This is a genomic window from Cyclobacterium sp. (genome assembly GCF_014762705.1).
Taxonomy (GTDB): domain Bacteria; phylum Bacteroidota; class Bacteroidia; order Cytophagales; family Cyclobacteriaceae; genus Cyclobacterium.
This window is the reverse complement of sequence record NZ_JABURL010000072.1, coordinates 1-17956: the sequence shown is the minus strand read 5'-3', so window position 1 is coordinate 17956 and position 17956 is coordinate 1. Positions and strand designations below refer to the sequence as shown.

Genomic DNA, 17956 nt, shown 5'->3' with positions numbered 1-17956 from the left:
ATTATCCTGATGCCGGTATATTCGAGACAATGTTGTTTTATTATCGATTCATATGTTGATTGAGAAAAAGGATACCGAACAAAAAAATCGTAGAGCCCTGGTATTGGCAGGAGGAGGAATAAGGGTGGCCTATCAGGTAGGAATACTTAAGGCCATGGAAGAGAAAGGGCTTACCTTTAATCATGTGGATGGAACTTCGGGAGGTATTTTTAATGCAGCCATGCTGGCATCCGGCCATGCGGTGGATAAAATGATTGACAAGTGGAAAAGCTTGCCCATAAAATATTTTGCCTCCCTGGCCAGGTTCAATGATTACCTGACCCCTTGGAAATTAAAGGGTTTAGGAGATGCAGACAATATACAAAAAAGAGTGCTTCCACATTTTGAGGTTGAGGTGGATAGAATACACAAACTGGATTTACCCATTTCTTTTTCCTTGTGCAATTTTTCCAACAAAACGGTACAGGCCATACCTGCGGGGGAAATCAAAGAAAATCATTTACTGGCCGGAGTTTCCTTGCCCATTCTAATGCCCGCCTTACAGGTGGGAAAAGATTGGTTTATAGATGCTGTTTGGGTCAAGGATGCCAATTTGATGGAGGCTGTCAGAAGAGGTGCTGAAGAAATATGGTTGATTTGGGGAATAGGCAATTATCCCAGTTATTTTCCTGGTGCCCTACACCAATACGTGCATTCCATTGAAATGAGTGCCAACGGAGCACTATGGGAAGAATTTGAACAAATCAAGCTGATAAACAAAACCATCGAAAAGGGACATAGCGAATATGGACAGCAGCAAAAAATTAAGGTTTTTATTATCAAACCCAATTTCCCACTTCCCCTTGATCCCGAACTTTTTTTAAGGAAAATAACGAGCAGGGATTTGATCAATATGGGATACCAGGATGCCAAAAGTTATTTTTTGACAGACCAGAATACCGCTGAAAAATTGGACTACCAGGCTACCCAAACAAGAGACGCCGGTGATTACATAGGTATCCGGCTGCAATATACAGGTAACCTGGTATTTAATGACAAGTTGGAAAAAGTAAGGTATTATGTGCTGCTGCGCTTTTCCTCTTCAGCCTCCCTGGAGCAATTGGAGGTATATTCCAGTGTCTATATTGGATATTACAATAAAGAATTTTTGGGGGGCAAGCATGAGGTTAGCGTAAAATCTCTGGGAACCTTTTTCAGTCTTGAGACCACAAGTACCCTGACCATTGAAGGTAAGGAATATACCATGATTGCCAATATCCATTGTAAGGGCCCCTGGTATTGTTTGGCGGGATTGGATTTTAAGACTGCAGAAATTATTTTATATCCCAGGCATGAACCAGATCCCAAAGTCCTTATGGAAGGATGGTTACGTCAATCCTTTGGCTCAAGGCTAAATGCTACCTGGAATGCACTTGCCAAAAAGAAAAATGGGGCCAGGGGAGGCATAAAGTTTAAATTTAATTTGATAAAAAATATGATACAGCATGAAGTTTGATAAAAAACCAATGGTCAATTGGTATGATCCAAAACAATTGGCTTTTACCGCAGTGAAGACCGTTTTGTCCTCAGTTTTCGGGAATTTTGCTGACAGAAGGGAATTGCAGGCTGCTTTGGATAAGGAAACCAAATTTTTTGACTATTCCCACAAAGAGGAGCTTTGGGTAGATTTCATTTCTGATCTCGGAGATGGTTTTAACCCCACTTATACTTTGGCGGAGCTTTTATCAAGAGAAGCCCTTACTTTGAGGGGAAAATCCATAAAGCGAGGGGATGTGCTGATAATGGGCGGTGATGAAGTTTATCCTACTCCAGAGAAAATTGAATATGATAACAGGCTTCGGGGTCCATTTCAGGCCGCTTTTCCCAAGAAGGAGGGGGATATGGACCGGCCTGATTTATTTGCAATTCCCGGTAATCATGACTGGTATGATGGGTTGACTAATTTTCTCAGGTTATTTACGCAAAAAAGATCCCTGGGAAATTGGCAAACCAGGCAAAACAGAAGTTATTTTGCATTAAAACTTCCTCATGATTATTGGATCATAGCGATTGATGTGCAGCTAAACGCTGATATAGACTATCCCCAGATTTGTTATTTTAAGGAAATTGCTGAGAAACATTTTAATGAAGGGAGTAAAATCATTTTATGTACATCTGAGCCTTCCTGGGTATACAAATCTTTTGATGCAAAAAACGAATCCTTTGATCGCCTGCAATTTTTTATCCACAGGGTCCTTTTTGGAAAAGGGGAAAAGGTTTATGAAGAAAAAAATAAAGCCATACAGATTGTTGCTGTCCTGACAGGTGATTTACACCATTACGCGCGTTATGAGGCAAAGGAAAGTACCGATGGTCCCTGCCAAATGATCACTGCAGGAGGAGGGGGGGCTTTTATGCATCCCACCCATACATTGAAGCAGGAAATCTCAGGTATCAATGGGAAAGCCACGGAATTGAAAAAAGTTTTTCCCTCAAAAAAATCTTCTGTAAGTCTGAGTTTTCTTAATTTGTTATTCCCCTATTTCAGCCTTACCATGCTTTTTTTCTTTGGATTATTCCATGTGTTTACCTCCTGGGTTTTACAATCCAAGATTGAATCAGGGGTTTCTTTGATGGAAAAAATCAGTCAATTAAATCCTTTTGAAGCTCAATTGGCTGATTTATTCCAATTGGTCTTTGAAGGCATTAGTCACCATCCCGCAGCTTTGTTTTTAAATCTACTGCTATTTTTTGGCATTGTGATGTTCACTGATGTCAAATCCGGTGCTAAAAACTGGAATTACCTGGCTGGCCTGGTACATGGGCTGCTTCATTTGGTCAATTTTTACTTTCTACTTTGGCTATTTTCCAGGATCAATCTTTTTCAGCTGGGTTTAGGTATAAATGAGTCCCGGCAAATATTCCTTTTTGTGGTAGAAATGGTGCTGGCCGGTGGGATCATTAGTGCGGTTTTATTTGGCCTTTATCTTACCTTCAGTGTAGTGGTATTAAAAAACCATATTACAGAAGCTTCCTCTTCATATCGCTGGGAGGGATATAAAAATTTCCTGAGATTTTCGGTCAATAAGGAAGGAATCACCATTTTTCCCGTAGGGTTAAAAAAAGTACCTGCCAATTGGGAGAATGTGGGAACGGAGGAAAAGCCCCGATTTGAAGGAGGGGATATACAATATGATTTAATTGAGGACCCAATATTTATAAAAAATGAAAAGATTAGCTAAACCATTGACTTCTATCAAGCCGGTCTATGACTATGTGGTCATAGGTTCCGGTTATGGCGGCAGTATCGCTGCTTCAAGAATGTCGCGATGCGGGCAATCTGTCTGCCTTTTGGAAAAAGGAAAAGAATTTTTACCAGGAGAGTTTCCTCAAACCTTATTTCAAGCCTCAAGCGAGATGAATTTCGCAGGAGGGAAGTCTGTCGATCTGGAAAAGAATGGCTTGTATGAATTTACCATGGGTAATGGTATCAACGTATTTAAAGGCTGTGGTCTGGGGGGAACATCTTTGGTAAATGCCAATGTGTCCATTGAACCGGAACCCAGGGTAATGGAAGACAGCGCCTGGCCCGTGCCTTTGAGGGAAGATCTGGATTCATTTAAATGGGGTATAAAGCAGGCCTGGGAAATGTTAAAGCCCAATCCCTATCCTGAAAATAAAAACGGTTATCCAAAATTGGAAAAAACCGCTGCCATGAGGAAATCTGCTGCCTACATGTCAGCCCCTTTCCGGCTTTTGGATATTAATGTAAATTTTGAAGACAAAATCAATCATGTTGGAATAAAACAAGCAAAATGTACCAATTGCGGGGATTGTGTGACCGGTTGCAACATTGGAGCTAAAAACACCACGGCGATGAATTATTTGCCGGATGCCTATAACCATGGAGCAGAAATTTTTACGGAAATCAATGTCAGGTATATCAAAAGGAACAAGGACTTTTGGCAGGTATATTACCACCCCATAGGCATTGGAAGGGACAATTTCGATGCCCCTTTAATGTTTGTTCAAGCCAAAAATGTAATCCTGGGAGCAGGTTCTCTGGGATCCACAGAAATCCTTCTCAGATCAGCAAAGATGGGATTAGAGGTTTCCAAAAAACTGGGTGAAAGATTTACCGGGAATGGGGATGTTTTAGGGTTTGGATACAACAATGAACACCGCATCAATGGCATAGGTTTGGGAAAAAAAGGCACTGACAGCATCGCCAATGTGGGTCCCTGCATTACAAGTGTGATAGATTTGAGGGAAAGGGAAGAACTGGAAGCGGGCATGACCCTGGAGGAAGGAACCATTCCGGGTCCCATCCGGGGGCTCATGCCAAAAGCCCTTTTCGCTTTTTCCAGACTGGCCGGTAAGGATACAGATCGGGGTATCAAGGATTACCTGAAGGAAAAATGGAGGGAGATTCGCAGCCTGATTTTGGGCCCTTTTCATGGAGCACTGGCCAGGACACAGGTTTATCTGGTGATGACCCATGATGATGGTAATGGAGTGCTTAAAATGGATGAGGCAGACAAATTGAACATCAGCTGGCAAGGGGTGGGGAAGCAAGATATTTTTAGAAAGGTAAATGGAGAAATGTACAGTGCCACTGAGGCCCTTGGAGGCACTAAAATTCCCAATCCCACCTGGAATAAAATGATGAACTATGATTTGGTGACGGTGCATCCCCTGGGAGGATGTGGCATGGCAGACCAGGCTGCTTTGGGGGTAGTAGATCACAAGGGGCAGGTTTTTGCAGGGCAGGAGGGAAGCAAGCTCCATGAAGGATTATATGTCATGGATGGTGCCGTAATTCCCAGGCCTGTAGGGACCAATCCTTTACTAACCATAAGTGCTTTGGCAGAAAGGAGTTGTAAGCTAATTGCAGATGAAAAAGGTTATCAGCTGAATTATGATTTTTCAAATGCTACTGATATTCCCGACAGCCCAACTTCGCTGGAAACGGGGGTACAGTTTACCGAATCAATGAAAGGGTTTATTGGTATGGGAGAGACAGGAGATTATGAAGCGGGATTTATCCAGGGAAAGAAGGAAAATACCACCTTTGAATTTACCCTGACCATTCAGACAGAAGACATCCAGGAATTTGTGGAAAGTGAAAACCATCCCGGAAAAATGCTGGGCACCATGATGGCACCTGCCATCTCCGAGGAACCGCTGAGCGCTTACAATGGGGTTTTCAATTTATTTATCACAGATGAAAACAATGATTCAAGAAAAAAAATGAATTATACGGCTGAGTTGATCAGCAAAGACGGAAAGTCCTATTATTTTGAAGGTTTTAAGGATATCTTTAATGACAGCGTGGTAGACGCCTGGAAAGACACCACAACCCTGTTTATTTCAGTCTATGAAGGAAATGATTCCAAAGGCCAATTGCTGGGGAAGGGGAAATTGGTCATAAAGGTGGCTGATTTGTTGCGGCAACTGAGAACAGTCAAAGCCATTCATCCCAAAAGCAAAAGCGACGGGCTATCCGCCATTGCTACTTTCGGGAAATTCTTTGCAGGAAATGTCTTTGAAACCTATCTGGGTTTGAAATAAGATAAGAAAAAAAACCTACTGGAATTTCTCTATTAAGCTTGATTTACTTTCCCATCTTTCTGAAAACCATGACTTTGTTTTGGTAAAAAAATCCCTGTTGTGATAGGCACTGTGACTTGAATTCAAACGGTTGAGGAATTGTTCCAACTTTTCGTTCTGGTCTTGGGATAGTTTGGAGGAGGAAATGGAATTATTCAGGTCAGCAGGAAAATCATCGGAAGATTTAAAAAGAACCAGGCTGTCCATAGCTATTTTATCCCATTCAGTTAATGCCTTATCAGTAAAGAAAGCCGGGTAGGTAATTTGGTCCAGGGGTATGTTGATTTTAAGCAGCTCGTCACCTTTCTTGATATCCATCAGCCAAAATCCATTCGGATTAGTGGGCAGGCTTTTTAGGGTATCAGTTTGCCCGATGCTTTCGATGGTACTTTTTTGGGATATCCATTGTTCGAATTTCTCCGGATCATATTTAACAGGACTCATCAGGTGATACAGGCTATCCCTTAAATCAGCTTTAGGCTGAAAATATTCAAAAACAACTCCATCCTGGTGAAAAGAAACATTTTTGATTCGATTTGGGTTTTTTATCCTGCTTTTCCAATCGTCCAGCGAGGTGGAGTCTACCAAAAATGAGCCAATAGGTATATTGTCCTGGTGTAATTGGTATAACCCTCCGCTAAATTGGGACTGAAACAAAAGGCTGTCGTTTTTTGCCCAAATTTGTAAAGGGCGCTTATCAGTTATATGTTGGGTGGCCTGGGTTTTTATTTCCATCCATTCCGCTTGATCGATCAATGAATCTTTGGTAACCCTGTACCAGAAGGTAGAGTAATAATGATAAGGCAGGGTCTGGGCTTCAAATTCCAATTGTTGCAATTGCTCTACCATTTGAATAAGGGTATTCCATTTATTTTCTGCAAGATTCCTGTTGTTATAACGGTCATCAGTGGCGCTCCTCAATGAATCAATGCTGATCAATTCTAACTTCAGGTTATTTTCAAAATGTTCGGCTTCTTCGTAACTGATGTACCGGTCATTTTTAATTTCATTGGTTAATTGTATGATTTTATCATGGTGAAAAATGACCTTTTTAACTTCTTTTCCGGTCAGCATGGAAAATAGCCGGCTGAGTGTTACCCCACCGTTTTTTTCAGCCTGATCGATGATGCCCGCATTGTAGGCATTGGTTTTTAGTTTTTGTACCGCATATATTTTTACTTTTCTACTGTCTTTGAAATCCACTTTGCCATTATACGTTAGAATGTCAAAACCGGGAATTCCTTTTTCAGGAATGAACCAGGGATTGATATCGGAATTGAGGATTTGAGGAGAAAGCCCAAAAAAATGTAACTCGCCAACTGCTTCATTGAAATGGTACATGCTCTGGTCCAAACCTGTAAAATCAAAACCTGCCTTTACAGTTCCCCTGCCTATCATGGCCAGTTTTTTTCTGGACTCCCTGCGGGAAAGGGAGGATAGTCTGTTTGCAAAATAATCAATGACAAATCTATCAGCTTGCCACCAATCGTTTTCAGGACTTTCATACCAATCCATGAGCACTCTCCTGGTTTGTTTATCGCTGAGCGTAGACCCGGAGCTGCCCATGCCGGCTTGCATGCCCATGAAATTGAGCAGCTCATTGAACAATGCCATTTGACTGGTATTCTCCCATTCTTCCAGAAAATACAGCTTTTCGATGATGTTTTTTTCACTAACGGGATCTACCAGCAACCTTTTTCGTTCCCGGCGCCTGAGACTATTGTCCTCATCTCCTATGGATAAGCGATTTTCAACCGATAGCATGTGAAAGTTGCGCAGGTTTTGGATTGCAGTCTCTATTTCCTGATGAAGAAATTCTCCCTGATTCCTGATGTCCTCTTCTTCCAACAAGTTGATTTGTGCTTCATCGATGGATGCCAATACCTCCCCATAATACTCTGCAGTAATCAATTCACCGATTTCCCGGATATCAGAAACAATATTTGCCGTAGGCTGGAGCTCTGCCTTTCCTCCGAAAATATGCAATGGGTTCCACCAAATAACAAGCACAATAAGTGCTCCTACCAAAAGGAGCTCCAAAATAAACCGGCCGCTCTTGAGAATTTGACCAATCATGGGTTCATCAGGTTTTCCGGACTGTTTACTTGCCTTATTAAAAGCGAATCATTTTCAAACTGGATGTATATTTCTTCGAAGTCAAAGCTTTTTAGCACCATTTGGATGAGTTTTCGGGCATGGTCCTGACTGGTAGAGACCAGGCCCATATAGGGCAGGTTATCCCTGATGTCCATTTCTGCCATCCTAAAGAAGTTTTCCTGGTCCTCCAGGTTGATTTCATTGAGAAATCGTTCAGGATTGGAAATCAGGCTGTCCTCAACAAAATCTTCCGGTGGGTAAGAAAAGTTTAGCACTTCAATGGGTGGCAATTTCAAGGTTATTTTCTTTCCCTGTATGTCGATGGCCTCTTCAGTGATTTTATCAAGGTTGATTCCGGTTTTTATTTTTGCACGTGAATAGGCCAGAAAGGAGGCTTCGCTGACGGGTATAAACAAGATATTTTTCGATTTCTTTCCAAAAACTACTTTGTCCACCACGAATTCGGATACAACCAAATCACTTGCCTGTTGGATTTTCCCTATGACCATGCCCCTTTCATCCTTTTCACAAGCAACAAAAGAAATGAATAGCATGCCTGTAAGAGCTATGCGGGTTAAAGCCAATTTCATGTCAACCATGTCCCCTCTTTTTTGAATTTTTCGTAGTGGTTTTTCATTTTTATATGGTAATGATTGACTTTATAGCCACTACCATTGTATCCATATGCAAAAGACTCCCAATCATAATTGTCTTGCTCTTTCTCGGATATATAGTCTATCAATGCCTTTCCGCGGACTTTTTTGGATTTTATAAATTCCAGGAAATCCAAAAAATGAACATATTCAGATTCATGTTGCTGGGCCTCAAATTCCACCACGTTTTTGTATTTCCTGGCCTTAATATGATGTTCCATGTTTTCTCCCAGAATCTGAAACAATCCCCAGGAGGTAGCATATACAGCAGCTTTGGGGTCAATGCTTTTGGCCGCTTCGAGCCGTTCATATTCCTTTGCACCCACCCGATAATGCTTTCTGGTCCACTTTTCATAGATAATGTGTTCTTTGCCAACACTAAGGGCTTTGGGGTCCTTTCCAAATTTTTCCAGCCAATACCAAAATTTATGTCCTTCAAAAAGGATTTTGGCCCTTCCGTCATTCAAATGACCCCTTCCTGCCGATTCTACAGCGACTATGGCTTTGATTACTGGCAGACTAATTTTTATTTTATCCCGCTGTTCCAATTCATCCAGAGCCTGCAGGATATCCATATCACTTAAAATTTTACTATTAATATTGTCTTTGATTTGCACATATTCTTCCCTTTGCAAGATTTCTTCAGATTGATTGTCGAAAGACGTTGAAAGTGACACGCGCTGCTCGTCTAATTCACTTTCTGAATCAGGTGCTTTGCTGGCAAAATCAGCATCCTCCATGGCAAAGAGGCTATTGTCCATGTCCAAACTGCTTAAGGGATGAGCGGGAACATCGCTTGAGGAGGTGGTAGCAGTACCGGCAGATTTATTTTGACTGCTTTGGTTTTCATCAGGTCGGTCCCTGCTTACCCACCTGGTTTGTAAATATTTAAGGGATTTATCTCCAAAATAAAAGGCAATCATCATCAAAAATGCCGTTTCAAAGAATTCAAATTGCTGGCTGAGCAGGGCAGCATCAACCCCGGTATATTGGGTTCCGAAACTTACGATGAGTAGGGCCATTCCGCCCATCAACAAGGTAAATGCGATCATTCCCCGCACCGTTCCGGGAGGAAGCCCAAATGTTTGGCTCCGGTAGGGATTGTGTTCAGGCATGGACATTTCGGAAGCTTTTACCGGCATTCCCTGACTGTACCGGTCTTTGGCCTCATATATTCGCTGCCAATCCTGATCCGTCAGCCCATAATTGATATTGTAATGGTAAACCGACCACATGAAGTAAATCAGGAAAAGCGCTATCCAAACTACAGAAGTGGCCAATCCAACTGCCTGAAAGAGATTGTCATACTCCACATAGACAAAAAAGGCCCCAAGGATTCCAAAAACCACCAATACGGTAGATAGGATGACGGTGCCTTTGAAAAAAAAGGTATGGTAAGGATTGTAATTTGGGTTTCGGTCCTTTGATTTAGGGCCGAAGTACCTGGCCAATAAACCATAAATAAATATCAGGCCTGTCACAACTACCAGTCCAGAGGCTAGCAATTGGTTGGTTGTTTCCATACCAGGAACAATAAACACCAGTACGGCCAGCATGATCAGGAAAATTGACCCAATATGGATGTACAAATATCTTCTTTCTGAGAAAACCTTTTTCTTTTCTTCTGGGCTTGTGCTATTTTTTTTATCCGTTTCCATAATTACTGTCAATGTCTGTTGAAGTGTTTCTCAGGTTTGAGGAATAGCTTGTGAAGTAGTTGATTTAATGGTGGCTTTTTTTATCCAATCTTCATTTAAAATCCGGATACTAAGCGGAGTATTGCTGCTTACTCTTGGATAAATGGATTGATAAAACCGCTCGTAGGCCTTTTGCGAATGAGTGACCATTTTTTCCGCAGAGGCTGCATTGACTCCGTCTGCCAATAAAATACAGCCCCTTGTATCCTCATGCGTATTGCCAATGTGAATATATACCAGGTCATAATTGGGGATATTTTGGATTTCTATATGGTATTCAAACCAGGGAAAACGATTTCTGTATCTTTGGGTTAGCTCGGTTAGGTTTGGGTTAATGGACAAGGGATACCTGCCCTCAGGAATCCGCGTATTGCCGGAAATTTTCTCATCCCTATGGGTGTCCTCCAATGTGTAGGCAAAGAAACGCCCATCAACATACATTAATCCCAGCGTGGTTTTCCCATCATCTGTGTACCTCAATACCGTAAGGTCTGTTTGAGATAAACTTTCTTCTTCCTGCCGAAATTTATTGAACAAATTTTCCAGGTGGGCCAAATCCGGTTCCTTATTTCCCAACTGCGTTAGGGGGACTTTACCGGAACTTTCGTTTACCTTTTCCGGGGATTCGGAAAAAGCGGACATTTTGAACAGATTTTTAATAGAATCGGCTCCTTTATTCAGAAAATAAATGACGTATCCAATAAACCCAACCAGCCACATCCAGATATTTTCTAGGACTTGAGGGTTATAAATAAAGAAGGCTACGGTCAAAATTACCAAAGCCAACAAAAGAAGTCCGGCAAACCTTTTCATTTAACATTCTGATAGTAATGCGGCAAAAGAAAAATAATGTTGGTTTAATAGGATTCAAAATTTAATTATTAAAAACAGAAGTTCAAAAAAATAATTTGGCTTTTTTCTAAAAATAAAATGGGGAATAGAATTTGACGGCAATGAGGGATCTAGATTGTAGTAAATTAGATCAATTATAGATAACCGATTTTTTCACTTCATTTTGTATCATTTCATTATTTCCCATTAAATTTTCTCCAATTTTTATTAATTTCCAATTAAATTTAAAACTGTATCAGGATTTAACTGTCTAACAATTAATGATTTCCAAAAGTCTTGCATTAAATCCTAAAATATTACCAACAATAATGCAATCAATTGAATTACAGTTAACAAGGTTTAATTCAAAAATTAACAATAGAAATTTAAAAAATGGCTAACTACAAACTTCAAATCAACGGAAAAAGCTACGAGGTAGATGTCGATGAAGACACACCTTTATTGTGGGTACTCCGGGACAACCTGGGCCTGGTCGGAACAAAATACTCCTGTGGTATCGCCCAGTGTGGTGCCTGTACGGTTCACATCAACGACGAGGCAGTAAGGTCATGCGTTTTGCCTGTTTCTGCGGTGAAAAATGATAAAGTGACTACGATAGAAGGATTATCCGAAAAAGGAGACCACCCTGTGCAAAAGGCCTGGGAAGAAGTGGATGTGGCTCAGTGTGGCTACTGCCAGGCAGGTCAGATCATGACCGCTGCGGCTTTTCTTAAAAAGTATCCTTCACCCAGTGATGAGGAAATTGTGGAAGGTATGAATGCCAATATTTGCAGGTGCGGTACCTATCACAGAATCAAGGAAGCAGTTAAGTTGGCATCAGCTAAAACCAAATAACCATGGAAAAAGAATTGAAAACAAATAGAAGAGATTTCTTAAAGATTTTTGCCACCGCAGGAGGAGGGCTATTGATCGGGTTTAACTGGACTGGTTGTGATTCCCCTAAAATGAAGGTGGTCAGTGACGAGGAAGTTTTAAACAGTGCCTTAAATTTCAACAGCTATTTATCCATTTCCCCCACAGACCATGTGGTGATCTTTTCTCCAAATCCGGAGTTGGGACAAAATATCAAGACTTCCTTTCCCATGATAGTAGCGGAAGAACTGGATGTGGACTGGTCTAAGGTTAGGGTGCAACAAGCTTTTCTGGATACTGAAAAGTATGACAGACAGGTGACTGGAGGCTCTGGTGCCATGCCCCATTCCTGGGAGAGATTGAGAACTGCAGGAGCCACTGCCCGACAAATGTTAATGGAGGCCGCGGCCAAACGACTGGGGGTTTCCGTGTCGGATTTGAAGACCGAGAATGGTCATGTAATCCATGGATCGAAAAAATTAACCTATGGGGAACTGGCGAATGAGGCTGCGCTTATTCCTGTTCCTGAAAATGTCAAGCTAAAAAACATCAATGATTTTAAAATCATTGGTACGCCTGTTAAAAATGTAGACAATAAAGCCATGTTTACCGGGCAGCCATTGTACGGCCTGGACATTTACAGGGAGGGGATGGTACATGCCATGATTCAGCGTCCTCCTTTTGGCATGAAGCTGAAATCCGTAGATGCCGAAGCTGTCAAGCAAATCAAAGGTGTTAAAGATGTGCTTACTTTTAAAAATAACGTGGCCATTGTAGGTGATTCCACCTGGCCTTTGATGAAAGCCAGGAAGCAGTTAAAAGTGCAATATGAACCCATTGATGGTAAGCTGGAATCCACTGCATTTCACAACCAGGTTTTTGATGAAATGTTAAATACTGGAAAAGGAGATGTCAAGCGTCAGGATGGGGACGTGCGTACAGCTTTTAGTTCCGCTGCCAAAGTGGTCAAGAGTGAATATCAATGTCCTTTTTTATCCCATAGTCCGATGGAACCCATGAACTTTTTCGCCCATGTGAAAGCTGATGGAGTAGAATTGGTAGGTCCTACACAGACACCAGACAGGGCAAGAAATGCGGCAGCAGAGATCTGCGGGGTTTCTCCCGACAAGGTGACTGTAGAAATGACCCGCCTTGGAGGAGGGTTTGGAAGGAGACTTCGGGCTGACTTTGTGGAAGAGGCGGTGGAATTGTCCAAAATGCTCAATGCACCGGTGAAATTGACATGGTCCAGGGAAGATGACATTACGGGAGGAGCCTACCGGCCTGCAGTAAAATACAGGTTTGAAGCAGCCTTGGATAAAGATAATAAGCTGATCGGCTACAAATTGAGAGGAGTAGGTATCAATGCGGGCAATTGTACCCGGGAGAACAACTTTCCTTCAGGGTCAGTTGATAACCTATTGATTGAATCTCTGGAATACAAGTCTCCCATCACTACCAATGCATGGAGAGCACCCATCACCAATTTCCTGGCTTTTGCAGAACAGTCCTTCCTGGATGAGGTTGCCGAGGCCGCAGGAAAAGATCCTGTTGCGTTTAGGCTGGAGTTACTGGATAGGGCCAAATCCAATCCTGTAGGTGAGATACATTACGATATAGACAGGATGAGGAAAGTGGTGGAGACAGTAGCGGAAAAGTCCGGATGGGGCAATAAACAAGGTGTTTCACAGGGAATTAGCGTATATTTTTCCCATAGATCTTATGTTGGTCAGGTGGCGGAAGCCAGAATGGTCAACGGAGCACCTGTTTTGGATAAAATCTATGCCGTAACCGATTGCGGTATTGTAGTAAACCCGACCGGAGCTGACCAGCAGGTAAGGGGAGGAATGGTGGATGGTATGGGACATGCCATGTTTACCAACATGACCTTCACAGATGGTATTTCAGATCAGAAAAACTTTGATTCTTACCGACTGATCAAAATGAAGGAGATTCCTGAGATAGAAACCCATTTCATCGATAATGGAATAGACCCTACTGGTTTGGGAGAACCGGCTTTACCTCCTACAGGAGGGGCAATCGCCAATGCCATTTACAAGGCCTCTGGTAAAAGGGTTAGAAACCAACCTTTTATGGAACAGGAGGAAATGAAGAATGTCAAACTGGCTGATCCGGCTTAAAATCAATTAAAATGAAAAAGCGGTGAAAATATTAATCTTCGCCGCTTTTTTTATTAACGCATCGGTAAACCCGAATTTCTCGCATCAGTCACCTCTAAAACCTCGGTAACCACATATTCACTGGCCCCTCTCCAGGGGATAGGGTTCAGGTACTCCTTGTATCTGAGTTCTACAAATTTCCCTCCAGATCTTTCCAGAATTAAGGATACCGAATCTCCTTCTGCGGCGCTAAAACGAAATTCATTGCTTTGAAGGGCTCCGGGATTGGGACTTTGAAAACCATCCTGAACCAGACGGCCCTCCCAGGTTTTGAAAATAAATCCCTTCTTCTCAAAATAATTGAGATTGCCGGCCTTTACGCCTTCAGCAAATACAAAATAATACCTCCACCAAAAAACACCGGCAAGGACAATGACCAACACAACAATAGCAGGGCCAATAAATTTTTTCATAAACTTAAAATTGAATTATAAATATAAGAATAAATCTCAATTTTTGTATATTCAGACTTTAAAGGATAAAACCCCAAACCATGAGCACTACATTAATCATCATTATTGTTGCCGTCCTAATCGGTATTTTCGTTGTTTCACTTTACAATAAGCTTGTTGCTTATAAGAATAACAGGGAAAATGCCTTTGCTGACATAGATGTGCAATTAAAACAAAGGCATGACCTGATTCCTCAATTGGTAAGCAGTGTAAAAGGATATATGGAGCACGAAGCAGGTGTTCTGACCAGGGTTACAGAAGCAAGGTCCAGGGCAATGAAAGCTTCTACCATAGATGGAAAAATTGCCGCAGAACAGGAATTAGGTGCTGCCCTGCAGGGTTTACAAATTCAGGTTGAAGCCTATCCTGATCTGAAGGCGAACACCAATTTTTTACAACTCCAAAATGAAATATCCGATGTGGAGAACAAACTGGCCGCTGCTAGAAGGTATTTCAATTCTGCTACCAAAGAATACAATGTGGCCGTACAAAGTTTTCCATCCAATGTCATTGCCGGCATGTTTGGATTTCATACGGAAACCATGTTTGATGTAGGAAATGCCGAAAGGGAAAGATTGGACCAGGCACCAGAAATTAAATTTTAGTTTACAGAATGGCAACGTATATCGGGATTCAAACCCAAATCAGGAGAAATAACTTTCGGTCTGTTCTGCTTTTGTTGGGTTTTCCCCTGTTAATATTAGCCGCTGTATATGCCTTTCTTTATTTTACCCTTCCTCCTGAGAATACCAGTGCGTCCATCAATGGGATTTTCCTGGACACCATTCCAGGGGTATTGATAGCTGTAGCCGTTTGGTTTGTGATCGCATTTTTCTTTCATACCAAAATGATCAGTGGTGCGGCAGGGTCCAGGCCCCTGGAGAGGAAGGAAAATATGCGCGTGTACAATTTGGTAGAAAACCTGTGCATCAGCAAGGGCATGCGGATGCCACGGGTTAATATCATAGAAGACCAGGCACTAAATGCCTTTGCCAGTGGGATCAACGAAAAAACCTATACCGTAACCTTGACCAGGGGCATTATTGACAAGCTCAACGACGAAGAATTGGAAGGAGTAATAGCCCATGAATTGATGCATATCCGCAATAAGGATGTGAGGCTGTTGATCATTTCCATCATTTTTGTGGGAATTTTTTCTTTTATTGCTCAGATTCTTTTCCGAAGCATGTTGTACGGTGCAGGCCGCAGAAGGGGTAAAAATGATAACCGGGCCATGTTAATAGCCATGGTGATTGCTTTCATCGCTTTTCTGTTAAGCATGTTGTTTCGGTTTGCCATTTCCCGGAAAAGGGAATACATGGCCGATAGTGGTGCTGCAGAAATGACCAAAAAACCCTGGGCATTGGCAGCGGCACTAAGGAAAATATCCGGAAATTACAGGGTTCAATCCGTCAAAAGTGATGATGTGGCTGAATTGTTTATAGAAAACAGACCGGATAAATCCTCAGGTTTGTTATCAGCCATCACCGGATTGTTTGCTACCCATCCGCCAATAGAAAAAAGAATTCAGTTTTTGGAACAAATTTAAGGGAATTAATAGGGAACAGAAGGACAAAAGTTAGGATTAAATGCAAATGGAAAATGGATTTTATTGATTATTACAGCCTACTGGAAGTACCCAAAACGGCCAGTCAGGAAGAAATAAAAAAAGCCTATAGAAAACTGGCCAGGAAGTATCATCCTGATCTCAATCCTGATGATAAAGAAGCACAAAAAAAATTTCAAGCTCTCAATGAGGCCAACGAGGTATTGAGTGATCCTGAAAAAAGAAAAAAATACGATCAATTTGGGAAGGAATGGAAACATGCGGATGCTTTTCAGCAGGGGTCAGCCCGACAGGGCCAGGGCGGCGCCAGGTCAAGGCAACAATACAGTGCGGAGGATTTTGAACAGGCATTTGGACAAGGGGGATTTTCTGACTTTTTCGAATCCCTGTTCGGAGCAGGCAGTAGCAGGTCCGGCTCCCGGGTCAGGTTTAAAGGTCAGGACCTGCACGCCAGCCTGGAATTACCTCTCCGGGATGTTTTTAAGTCGGATAAACGTACGCTGGACATCAATGGAAAAAAAATAAGGTTAACCATTCATGCCGGTGTAGAGGATGGGCAAACCATTAAAATAAAAGGACATGGGGGAGAAGGAGTAAATGGTGGCCCCAGAGGAGACCTTTACATTACTTTTAACATTCTGCCAGATCCCATCTATAAAAGAGAAGGCAAGGATCTGTTTAAAACCGAAAAACTGGGTTTGTATACGGCTATCCTGGGAGGGGAAACCATCGTTGAAACTTTGACCGGCAAGGTTAAACTGAAAATTCCTCCGGGCACTCAGAATGGAACCAAGGTAAAATTAAAGGGAAAAGGATTTCCAAAGTATAAAGATGAAGGGGTTTTTGGAGATTTATTTTTAACTTATCAAATCGATATTCCAACAAACCTCAGTGAGGAAGAGAAAAAACTGTTTACCCAACTGGCCAAAATGAAAAACCATGATTAATCCAGATGAATCTTATATTCCCATTGATTTGTTTTGTGAAAACTGTGGGGTGGAAATTTCATTCATACACCAGCTTTCTGAGTTTGGTTTGTGTGAAATCGTTATTTTGGAAGAGAAAAGCTATATTCTTACTGATCAGGTATCTGAATTGGAAAGATTATCCCGGCTTCATTATGAAATGGAAATCAATATAGAGGGTCTCCATGCCATTGTCCACTTACAGGAAAAAATCAAAAATTTACAGGAAGAAGTGGCTATCCTCAATAGGAAACTGTACAGACACCAATAAATGAGGGAAAAAAGTAGGTCGTACCAGGCTCGAACTGGTGACCTCTGCCCTGTCAAGGCAGCGCTCTGAACCAACTGAGCTAACGACCTGGTTCTTGCCTGCAATATTACAGGATTAAGGTTGAATAGGCAACATTAAGATTCCAAAATTATCAAATACCGTTAAAAATGTGAAAGGGAAGCGTATTCCGCCTATCAGGTATAGTTATATTCCTGCTGTTTGCTTTAGGTATTTACAAAGCCCAAAATTGGAAAGCAGCAGTGGTGAATTCGTTCAGGGAATCATTTCCAATGTAACAAGCACTGCAATTGAGTTAGTGCAGGCAGGTAGATCCACCCAGACATTCTCCAGGTTTGAAATCTTCACTGTACAAGCTTTGCCTGTATCAGGGATAGCCTAGGGTTTGGAAAATCAATTCAGCCTTGAAGAGATGGCTGATTTGCTCACATTTATTAAGCGGTGATTTTTTAATTTGATACGGATTTAAAGTATTATTTACTGTATACTAAGTTATTTAAATCCACTTTTTGAATAGCTATTCATTTTCCGGAAAACAATCACAAAAAAATTAATATTAAATTTAATTTTATTTTTCTGAATAAAGGTCTATTAAATTGAATTTAGGTCAAATTCAAGCAGTTTTGGGAAAAGCACAAATCGATATCAGGTAGCAACCACTGAGTATCAATGGCTAATTATTTTTCCGGGGCCAAAGGAACTTTGAAATATTTAACCGATGGATCCCATATATTGACCAATAAAAGACCAATTAAACCACTCA

14 protein-coding genes and 1 tRNA gene are annotated in these 17956 nt (G+C 41.6%); 9 read left to right on the top strand and 6 right to left on the bottom strand.

The window, feature by feature from the left end:
- The first annotated feature begins 52 nt into the window (after positions 1–52).
- From HUJ21_RS13370 to HUJ21_RS13360, 3 genes are read left to right on the top strand one after another with little or no spacing between them, the layout of a single operon-like run.
- Positions 53–1495, top strand: coding sequence for a patatin-like phospholipase family protein (locus tag HUJ21_RS13370; protein ID WP_291370577.1), 1443 nt, complete (start codon positions 53–55; stop codon positions 1493–1495).
- Complete coding sequence (locus tag HUJ21_RS13365; RefSeq protein ID WP_291370575.1) at positions 1485–3221, top strand: metallophosphoesterase; 1737 nt, start codon at positions 1485–1487, stop codon at positions 3219–3221. The genes HUJ21_RS13370 and HUJ21_RS13365 overlap by 11 nt, the downstream gene beginning before the upstream one ends.
- Complete coding sequence (locus HUJ21_RS13360; protein ID WP_291370573.1) at positions 3205–5550, top strand: GMC family oxidoreductase; 2346 nt, start codon at positions 3205–3207, stop codon at positions 5548–5550. Before HUJ21_RS13365 ends, HUJ21_RS13360 begins: the two co-directional genes overlap by 17 nt.
- A gap of 15 nt (positions 5551–5565) precedes the next feature.
- On the opposite strand, the gene HUJ21_RS13355 is transcribed toward HUJ21_RS13360, so the two are convergent.
- The 4 genes from HUJ21_RS13355 to HUJ21_RS13340 are packed head-to-tail and all read right to left on the bottom strand — an operon-like array spanning position 5566 to position 10849.
- Entirely contained in the window at positions 5566–7665 is a 2100-nt protein-coding gene (locus HUJ21_RS13355) for a DUF4230 domain-containing protein (protein ID WP_291370571.1), read from the bottom strand.
- The gene (locus tag HUJ21_RS13350) at positions 7662–8285 is read right to left on the bottom strand and encodes a DUF4230 domain-containing protein (protein ID WP_291370569.1); all 624 of its coding nucleotides are present in this window, start codon (positions 8283–8285) and stop codon (positions 7662–7664) included. The genes HUJ21_RS13355 and HUJ21_RS13350 overlap by 4 nt, the downstream gene beginning before the upstream one ends.
- Positions 8273–9997, bottom strand: coding sequence for an N-acetylmuramidase domain-containing protein (locus tag HUJ21_RS13345; RefSeq protein ID WP_291370568.1), 1725 nt, complete (start codon positions 9995–9997; stop codon positions 8273–8275). Before HUJ21_RS13345 ends, HUJ21_RS13350 begins: the two co-directional genes overlap by 13 nt.
- Before the next feature lie 30 nt (positions 9998–10027).
- Complete coding sequence (locus HUJ21_RS13340; RefSeq protein ID WP_291370566.1) at positions 10028–10849, bottom strand: DUF5675 family protein; 822 nt, start codon at positions 10847–10849, stop codon at positions 10028–10030.
- A gap of 411 nt (positions 10850–11260) precedes the next feature.
- Between HUJ21_RS13340 and HUJ21_RS13335 the strand changes: the two genes are divergently transcribed.
- Positions 11261–11722 carry a (2Fe-2S)-binding protein gene (locus HUJ21_RS13335; protein ID WP_291370564.1) on the top strand — a complete coding sequence of 154 codons (462 nt, stop codon included), beginning with the start codon at positions 11261–11263 and terminating at the stop codon, positions 11720–11722.
- 2 nt (positions 11723–11724) lie between these two features.
- A complete protein-coding gene (locus HUJ21_RS13330) occupies positions 11725–13881 on the top strand; it encodes a molybdopterin cofactor-binding domain-containing protein (RefSeq protein WP_291370562.1) in 2157 nt (718 codons plus the stop codon).
- A gap of 53 nt (positions 13882–13934) precedes the next feature.
- On the opposite strand, the gene HUJ21_RS13325 is transcribed toward HUJ21_RS13330, so the two are convergent.
- Positions 13935–14333 carry a hypothetical protein gene (locus HUJ21_RS13325; protein ID WP_291370560.1) on the bottom strand — a complete coding sequence of 133 codons (399 nt, stop codon included), beginning with the start codon at positions 14331–14333 and terminating at the stop codon, positions 13935–13937.
- Positions 14334–14413: 80 nt separating this feature from the next.
- On the opposite strand from HUJ21_RS13325, the gene HUJ21_RS13320 reads away from it, so the two are divergent.
- Genes HUJ21_RS13320 through HUJ21_RS13305 form a run of 4 tightly spaced genes read left to right on the top strand, consistent with a single transcriptional unit; the run spans position 14414 to position 17175 of the window.
- Positions 14414–14977, top strand: a complete 564-nt coding sequence (locus tag HUJ21_RS13320) for a LemA family protein (RefSeq protein ID WP_166147160.1) — start codon at positions 14414–14416, stop codon at positions 14975–14977.
- Positions 14978–14985: 8 nt separating this feature from the next.
- On the top strand, positions 14986–15921 hold the full coding sequence (locus HUJ21_RS13315) for a M48 family metallopeptidase (RefSeq protein ID WP_291370558.1): 936 nt from the start codon (positions 14986–14988) through the stop codon (positions 15919–15921).
- Between the two features lie 53 nt (positions 15922–15974).
- Positions 15975–16886 (top strand): J domain-containing protein, encoded by a 912-nt coding sequence (locus HUJ21_RS13310; RefSeq protein WP_291370556.1) that lies wholly within the window; start codon positions 15975–15977, stop codon positions 16884–16886.
- A complete protein-coding gene (locus tag HUJ21_RS13305; RefSeq protein WP_291370554.1) occupies positions 16879–17175 on the top strand; it encodes a chaperone modulator CbpM in 297 nt (98 codons plus the stop codon). The genes HUJ21_RS13310 and HUJ21_RS13305 overlap by 8 nt, the downstream gene beginning before the upstream one ends.
- Positions 17176–17189: 14 nt before the next feature.
- On the opposite strand, the gene HUJ21_RS13300 is transcribed toward HUJ21_RS13305, so the two are convergent.
- Positions 17190–17264, bottom strand: a tRNA-Val gene (locus HUJ21_RS13300).
- Between the last annotated feature and the right edge of the window lie 692 nt (positions 17265–17956).

Excerpts from the sequence above, each read along its gene's own strand:
- HUJ21_RS13330 (WP_291370562.1), top strand. The coding sequence starts at position 11,725 with ATGGAAAAAGAATTGAAAACAAATAGAAGAGATTTCTTAAAGATTTTT.
- HUJ21_RS13305 (WP_291370554.1), top strand. The coding sequence starts at position 16,879 with ATGATTAATCCAGATGAATCTTATATTCCCATTGATTTGTTTTGTGAA.
- HUJ21_RS13325 (WP_291370560.1), bottom strand. The coding sequence starts at position 14,333 with ATGAAAAAATTTATTGGCCCTGCTATTGTTGTGTTGGTCATTGTCCTT.
- HUJ21_RS13365 (WP_291370575.1), top strand. The coding sequence starts at position 1,485 with ATGAAGTTTGATAAAAAACCAATGGTCAATTGGTATGATCCAAAACAA.
- HUJ21_RS13370 (WP_291370577.1), top strand. The coding sequence starts at position 53 with ATGTTGATTGAGAAAAAGGATACCGAACAAAAAAATCGTAGAGCCCTG.
- HUJ21_RS13355 (WP_291370571.1), bottom strand. The coding sequence starts at position 7,665 with ATGATTGGTCAAATTCTCAAGAGCGGCCGGTTTATTTTGGAGCTCCTT.
- HUJ21_RS13310 (WP_291370556.1), top strand. The coding sequence starts at position 15,975 with ATGGATTTTATTGATTATTACAGCCTACTGGAAGTACCCAAAACGGCC.
- HUJ21_RS13340 (WP_291370566.1), bottom strand. The coding sequence starts at position 10,849 with ATGAAAAGGTTTGCCGGACTTCTTTTGTTGGCTTTGGTAATTTTGACC.
- HUJ21_RS13315 (WP_291370558.1), top strand. The coding sequence starts at position 14,986 with ATGGCAACGTATATCGGGATTCAAACCCAAATCAGGAGAAATAACTTT.
- HUJ21_RS13320 (WP_166147160.1), top strand. The coding sequence starts at position 14,414 with ATGAGCACTACATTAATCATCATTATTGTTGCCGTCCTAATCGGTATT.
- HUJ21_RS13360 (WP_291370573.1), top strand. The coding sequence starts at position 3,205 with ATGAAAAGATTAGCTAAACCATTGACTTCTATCAAGCCGGTCTATGAC.
- HUJ21_RS13345 (WP_291370568.1), bottom strand. The coding sequence starts at position 9,997 with ATGGAAACGGATAAAAAAAATAGCACAAGCCCAGAAGAAAAGAAAAAG.
- HUJ21_RS13350 (WP_291370569.1), bottom strand. The coding sequence starts at position 8,285 with ATGGTTGACATGAAATTGGCTTTAACCCGCATAGCTCTTACAGGCATG.
- HUJ21_RS13335 (WP_291370564.1), top strand. The coding sequence starts at position 11,261 with ATGGCTAACTACAAACTTCAAATCAACGGAAAAAGCTACGAGGTAGAT.